General features: G+C 54.6%; 8 protein-coding genes. 6 read left to right on the forward strand and 2 right to left on the reverse strand.

The genetic code is table 11. The features are described from left to right. The first annotated feature begins 37 nt into the window (after positions 1-37). From PROAA_RS07120 to PROAA_RS19375, 3 genes are all read left to right on the forward strand, one after another. Positions 38-310, forward strand: coding sequence for a type II toxin-antitoxin system TacA family antitoxin (locus PROAA_RS07120; protein ID WP_186410679.1), 273 nt, complete (start codon positions 38-40; stop codon positions 308-310). 2 nt (positions 311-312) lie between these two features. Continuing rightward, the gene (locus PROAA_RS07125; RefSeq protein WP_245664200.1) at positions 313-801 is read left to right on the forward strand and encodes a GNAT family N-acetyltransferase; all 489 of its coding nucleotides are present in this window, start codon (positions 313-315) and stop codon (positions 799-801) included. A gap of 682 nt (positions 802-1,483) precedes the next feature. Continuing rightward, on the forward strand, positions 1,484-1,717 hold the full coding sequence (locus tag PROAA_RS19375) for a DUF4236 domain-containing protein (RefSeq protein ID WP_186410680.1): 234 nt from the start codon (positions 1,484-1,486) through the stop codon (positions 1,715-1,717). Positions 1,718-1,958: 241 nt separating this feature from the next. Here PROAA_RS19375 and PROAA_RS07135 read toward each other — a convergent pair whose 3' ends face one another. Next, positions 1,959-2,978: a hypothetical protein gene (locus tag PROAA_RS07135; RefSeq protein ID WP_186410681.1), complete on the reverse strand. Its 1,020-nt coding sequence runs from the start codon at positions 2,976-2,978 to the stop codon at positions 1,959-1,961. A 612-nt stretch (positions 2,979-3,590) separates the two neighbouring features. On the opposite strand from PROAA_RS07135, the gene PROAA_RS07140 reads away from it, so the two are divergent. Both PROAA_RS07140 and PROAA_RS07145 read left to right on the forward strand, forming a co-directional pair. After that, positions 3,591-3,938 (forward strand): hypothetical protein, encoded by a 348-nt coding sequence (locus PROAA_RS07140; protein ID WP_186410682.1) that lies wholly within the window; start codon positions 3,591-3,593, stop codon positions 3,936-3,938. A gap of 82 nt (positions 3,939-4,020) precedes the next feature. Next, the gene (locus tag PROAA_RS07145; protein WP_186410683.1) at positions 4,021-4,803 is read left to right on the forward strand and encodes an NYN domain-containing protein; all 783 of its coding nucleotides are present in this window, start codon (positions 4,021-4,023) and stop codon (positions 4,801-4,803) included. 364 nt (positions 4,804-5,167) lie between these two features. Here the strand turns inward: PROAA_RS07145 and PROAA_RS07150 are convergent, their stop codons facing one another. Beyond that, a complete protein-coding gene (locus PROAA_RS07150) occupies positions 5,168-5,518 on the reverse strand; it encodes a cupin domain-containing protein (RefSeq protein ID WP_186410684.1) in 351 nt (116 codons plus the stop codon). A gap of 722 nt (positions 5,519-6,240) precedes the next feature. Between PROAA_RS07150 and PROAA_RS18850 the strand changes: the two genes are divergently transcribed. Further along, positions 6,241-6,455: hypothetical protein (locus PROAA_RS18850; RefSeq protein WP_222102142.1), on the forward strand; the 215-nt coding region annotated here is incomplete at its 3' end.

Consider the following 6,455-nt stretch of genomic DNA (forward strand, 5'->3'; position numbering starts at 1 on the left):
CGTGTATCTATTGTGTATGCAGCAAAAGGGGATTCCTATGCGCGACGCCGCCATCAACCTGCGGGCATTGCCCGAGCAGCGAGACTTGATTGATCACGCTGCGACCCTGTTGGGCAAGAACCGCTCGGACTTCATGCTTGAGGCCGCCTGCGACAAAGCGCAGGCGGTGGTGCTTGATCAGGTCTTTTTCAGTCTGGATGCCGAAAGATTCAAGCAATTCACGGCCATGCTCGACGGTCCGCCCAGCGCCAATCCAGGGCTTGAGCGTCTCATGGCCGTGACGCCCCCCTGGGCATCTGGCAAGGCATAAGCTTGCAACTCAGCGCGCCGCAGCCGCTCGCTGCCAGCCATCTACTGGATGGATTTGAGTGCGGGGAGGGCGTTCTCGACGAGTGGCTCAAGCGCCGCGCAATGACCAACCAATGGAGCGGGGCCAGCCGGACGTTTGTAGTGGCAGATCCAGACGGCCGCGTTTACGGCTTCTACGCAATGGCTGCGTGCGCCGTCTTGCACCAGATGGCAACCCGTTCTGTGCGTCGGAACATGCCCGACCCGGTTCCGGTGATGATTCTGGCACGGCTCGCTGTTGACGAGCGCGCCCAAGGCATCAAGCTTGGCGCATCGTTGCTGCAAGACGCCGTAAATCGCGTCGTGGTCGTTTCTCAAAACGTCGGAATCCGAGCGCTGCTGGTGCATGCACTGCACGACCGCGCCAGGGAGTTCTACGAACACTACGGGTTTCAGTCGTCGCCTTTACATCCGATGACGCTGATGCTGAGACTGAATCCTGACAAATCATGAGCCGAACGTCGTGTGTAGGGAGTCAGTAAGGCTCGCTAGGGTTGGCCCAAGGGTTGGGCCAACACTGAAAACGTTGGAATCCTTGCAGCAGAAGGGTTTTGGCGCGCTATAGCGGACGAGGCTGGGCACTGGATTGAGGTTATTCCGCTCCCGCTTGGACGGAATACGGGGCGTATTCAAGTCTGAAGTGCAACAGCGTTATCACGAAGTGCGCATAGAGGTAAGAGGCGAATGTGGATGCTCGGATCTGCATCGAACTTGCGACAAGATAATTGTCTTGTCGCATGTTTGACCAAAACCTCGCCCCGAGGCACCTGTAGGTCTGCCGCCGCGCCTTGGACAAAACCACGCGAGCAGCTTGATCCAGGGGTCGCGAGACCCCCGGAGTATTTGAAGAGATGAATTTGCTCACACTCGCTTGGGCGGTGACCATCTGCTTAAGCAGAACGGTCGGAAGTTGACAGAAGGCTAGGTGATATCCAGTCGTCGGGGGCGTACAGCTTGGGGGCTGCGACAGTGGTTTTGGCGAAGGGAAATCGCCTGTTCGGCTTCTGATGCCCAGCATGCGTATGAGCATCATCCGTCCAGAAGCGCCAGTGGACGTACCCTCGGCATTCCCGCAAATTGTCCCCCACAATAAGACCGCCCAGCTAGCAAACGGTCGACAACGGGAGGGGACAGCATGGGTATTAGGTTCCGCAGACGCATCAAGCTTGCGCCAGGTCTGAATCTCAATCTCAGCGGCAGCGGGCTGAGTCTTTCCGCTGGCCCCAGGGGTGCTTCCATGACCTTCGGCGGTCGGCGCGGCGCGTACCTGAACACGGGCATTCCGGGGACCGGCCTCTACACCCGTGAGCGCGTCGGCGCCGTAAGGACTTCTCTTACAGCAGATTTTCTAGTATTCAGGTCAGACTGAAATAGCCTAAGTCCAGATTTGCTGATGGGCTGCTTGACCGCGCACGGGGCAAGTATGATCGACTGGATCTCGGCCTTATGTGGAGCTCAACATAAGGCCGACGACCAAGACTTGGCCAAAGCCGCTAGCCGGCTAGCGACGTGTAGTGTTAGGGTCTAGAAGAAATCTGAGCACGCCCAGTCGTGCGCCTGTCCGATAGAGAGCGATCCGCTCTTGCGACAGTTCGAACATGGCGAAGCGACTATCGCAATCGATAACCTCCGCGGGTAACCCGATCAAAACTAAACACGTGCTCTCTCGGGCTTTCCTGACAGCGCCCGACAATTCGGCGGGGGAAGTCCGGTTCGCCCGCGTCGAGTAGCACCTGGGCGGCGCAGACTGGGCATTGTGCAGCGTACTTAATCATACGAGCTTTCTTCGGCGCTCCTGCTTCCCGCGCATTCGGCCTGAAAAGTTCGAGGCAGGCGCCGAATTCACGAAACCCTAGCATGGAGTCCGATGCCATGATGATCCGATCATCGACCAATCGAATAAATTGCTGCAGGGATCGATAGGCTGGCCAATTGAACAAAACAATGATGAGCATCGCTGCAAGATCGCTGGTCGTGACCGGGTGTTTGCTGAGCGATAGAGCGAAAAGGACGAATACGCTCCCGGCTGCGGTAAGCGCCACATACAAAATCGTCGGCCAGATTAGCAGCCACTTTCGCCATCCTTCTGCTACCTGATCCTTGTCAAACAACCAGCGGGCCCACCACGATAGCTTGAGCTTTTCCGCCGGAATATAAGTGATGTCATGAGGCGCTGTGTCAGCGCACGCGTCGATGGAAGTTGAGATACCAGGGATCGGCAACGCGATCAGAGATATCAAAGCTTGGTTTCCGGCACCGCCATCGCTTTCATGCTTCTCTACCCACGGATAAACGTCGAGTCCTTGGTCGGCTGCGAATTTCTGCATTCCCTCTTCGCAGCGCTGCCGGAAATCACCGTTCAATGATTTCCAGTGGCGGCTGAACCAGGCGCTCGCATCGCCTTCCGTTTCCCGAATCACACCTTCCCGGATGTTGTAGTAGTTAAATCGCGCATCTTTCCCTTCGGCAAGGCGACTCAACGTGTTCTCAGCAAGGAATCGCAGCACTTGATAAATCTGTGAGTTTTTGCCGTGGACATTCAGATAGTCGAGAAGGCAACGGGCAACCTGCTCTAGGTTAGATTTTTTGGGCGGCGTCTCTGAATCCGTAGTGCATTGATTTAGTGACATAAATCCCTCTCTATTAGGGTAAGGAGAGGGTTTGTCAGTGATATTCGTTGCAACCTCTTCCTAACCTGACTTCGTGTTCAACAACGGAGTCAAAATTATGCATCAAGTGTATCTGATTCAAAGTGTTCCAGTTTATACGCGGACTTTGCCCTCGGGCGACATGGCGGTTTGGCATCCTTATAACGAAGGTATCCGCGCAATTGTCGAGCCGATCTGTCGGGGCTGCGGCTACTGGCAGGCCGAATTCAATAACTGGGTGATCAAACAACCGAGCGTGGCACGCGTAAGAAGTGATCTCGCTACCCGCGGGCGTCTCTTGCGGAAAGATCTGCCATGAGGATTCCGTGGGCCATCGACATGAAGACCGGCGATTGGCTGAGAGCCGATCGTGCGGAGTATCGGGGTGAGCGTGGACGGTACCGCTGTACTGACAAACACTGTGATCGAGAGCTCACCGTTGCCAGAAGCAAGCGAGGTCGCCAACACTTCAAACACTTTCGGAACAGTGGTGCAGATGGCTGTGTGTTCGGCCGTCACGGCACGAGCGTTCATCAGACTGCGATTCGCCTTTTGGCGGTCCGTTTTTCTGAAGCAATGGCTGGACATGTGCCCATGCCACTGTTCCTGTTTTCAACACCAAGCGGACCCCGCCTGGTGTCGCCGTTTATACGAGCCTGCCGCGTTCTTGATGAATGGATATGTCCGGAATCGGGGCGTCGGGCTGATTTGGCTCTCCTCGATGGCGAGGGAATACCTGTGTTGCTGATTGAGGTTTGCCACTCGAATGCGGTCAACGTGGAGAAACGGCAAGACCTCAGTGGTTATTGGTGGATCGAGGTCGATGCGCGGCATGTGCTTGAGGATCTGGATATGCTCAATATCCGTGCTCATGGCGGTTTGCCGCGCATGCTGGCAGCTGTATGGGAGGAACGATCCCTTTTTGAGAACGAATGCATCTGAATCGGGCACTTATGTTATGGATTTTTTCCGCGTTCAAACACTGACGTATATCATGACAGTTCTATCTTTTGGAGTATGAAGGATGGTTGCGTCTACCCTCCCCGGCGAGTCTCGCGTTGCTGTTCTGGTCGATTGTGACAATACAAGCCCCGAAATTCTCGAATTCGCACTTCGGGTTGTTGCGCAATTCGGCCGCGTTGTGCTGCGCCGGGGTTACGGAAACCACTCCACGCTCGCGAATAAATGGCAGGAGGCTCTCGTTCGATTGGCCTTCACGCCTTGCCTTCAATATCAGTACGCCTCGGGCAAGAATACTGCAGACATTGCTCTGGCTCTCGATGCGATAGAAGCGATGTTTGATCACCGGGCTGATACCTTTTGTCTGGTAACCAGCGATTCCGATTTCGCTTACTTGTGCAGAAAACTCCGCGAGCGGGGGGCAACTGTTTGCATCGTTGGCGAGATCAAGACTCCTGACGCTCTACGAAATGCATCCGATCAGTTTTTTGAGTGGCAGCCCTCCGAGCCGGCTTCAGATGGGAGCGAACATAACGGAAACAAAGTCGCTACAGCGAAGCCTGATCCAGTAAAGGCTCCACCTGTGCCCGTTGTAAAACGTCGGCCAAAATTCGTCGTTGAGGCAGTGTCCCTGCTTGCCAGCGATACATCCGAAGGCAAAGTTGGTTTGAGTGCCTTGGGTCAGTATTTGAAGCGCACGGATCCCGCATTTTCTCCAACCACCTATGGGCATTCCGGATTGCTGGATATGCTCAAGACCTACGACCTTTTGGCGCTAAAAAAGGCGGAGGGCGGTCACTACACGGTGGGGCTCAATACCAAGAACGAGGCAGACACCAGCAACTAGCCTCCAGCTCTAGCTTGTCGGATTGCGCTCATAAACAGGGACTTCTCTTGAAGAACTGAATAGTGTTCCGATATCCCGTAGTCGGCCAAAGCCGACCGTGAGCCTGCGGTCTGTGTCGGGCGGCAATGCGACGGTTACCTGCCGTACAGATGCTGATGGCGGTCAATGACCGTTTGCCACTTTAGGCTACAGCCGGATCCGACCCAAAGCCGAAGTTCGCGGTATGGGAAAGCGGACGGTCAGAAAAGCGGCGCCCAGCGACTGAAAGAGGTAAACGACCAGTTCAGACAGCAGTGTGTGTTTCAATGCTGTGACATGCTTACGGTATTAGATTTGCGATGCACAAAAGCGAGCGATTGACCCTTCAAATTGGTTCATAGCCCGCAGCAAGCGGGGCAACAACTGAAATGAAACGCAATGGATCACCGCTTGTGCAAAGAACACCATGCACTTGACCCTTTTGAGCAACGACAACATCACCAGTAACAATTGAAACAGTGAGGCCTTGCGCGTCGACTTGATATAGACCTTGCCCAGAAAGTATTGTCCAAGTGTCTTGACCTTCTGGATGGGTGTGTGGCGCGATTCTCTGTCCCGGCTCGACGTGCCAAGCCACAATAGTTGAGTGTTCTGATTCGACGATAACTGAACGAATCGGTTCACCTTCCGATGGTTGCATATAGTCGTTTGAGGGATATACGCGTTGATTGGTCATTTCTTGTTCTCAAAATACTGTTGAACACCGGGAAGGTTTACGCCGAACATCGGTGACTTTTTTGTCGGTAGCAGTTTTGCTATATGACTCCGGCGCCTGCTCCAAAACTTGCCGTCACATTTGCGCGGAACGCCCCTTCGCAAGTGGTTTTTCACCGCTTGGCAACTGTTCTCATACAGGACCAGAATCCGTTAGAAGCGGCTTTCACACAAACAGAGCATAGGCATACTCCCAGTAAGCTTCAATGACTACTGTTGGGCCAAGTCTTGGATGGCTGCTAGTGGCCGATAGTACGCTTACGTCATTGCTCCGTAAAGCCGACATGGAGTAATCTAGCTCCTCAAGCGAAGGTCCGTTATCGGACGCATTGCCTACCGTCACTTTCGGCCATGGCCAGCCGTAGCAGCTCCGAAGAATCGAGCTTCGCGAACGGCAGATAACTGATTTGATAACGGCCGCTCAGTCCGTAGTAGGTCGGCCCGTTCCTCGACCTGAACCGCCATCAAAAATCCGGCCCGATACCGTCAGCAATGGGCAGGTCAGCAGTCACAGGGCGGGAAGTCACACCGACTGACCTCGTGGCACATCAGGCTACAGCCGGACCCGACCCATGCCGCCCAGTCTTCCATCGGGAACCAATATCACGTCCTGACGTACAATTAGGACGACTGGCTGCGCCTCCTCAGGGTGCTGAAGCGAGAACAAGAATTTGGGAGGACACAGTGGATATACCTCATCACCTAATAGAGCAGATTCGTGCTGGCAAGACGATCCTCTTTCTTGGTGCTGGTGCATCTTTCGGAGCAACTTCGCCGACGCCTCCAATCAGTCCTCCGTCAGGCAAGGATCTGAGTCGATTGCTTTCAGATAAGTTTCTATTGCTTCGGCCCGATGAAGTATTAAGCGGCATACCTGACGCGCCGGTCTTGGAAGTAGC

Origin of the sequence: Candidatus Propionivibrio aalborgensis (assembly GCF_900089945.1) — a bacterium.
In the GTDB taxonomy this organism is placed as follows: Bacteria; Pseudomonadota; Gammaproteobacteria; order Burkholderiales; family Rhodocyclaceae; genus Propionivibrio; species Propionivibrio aalborgensis.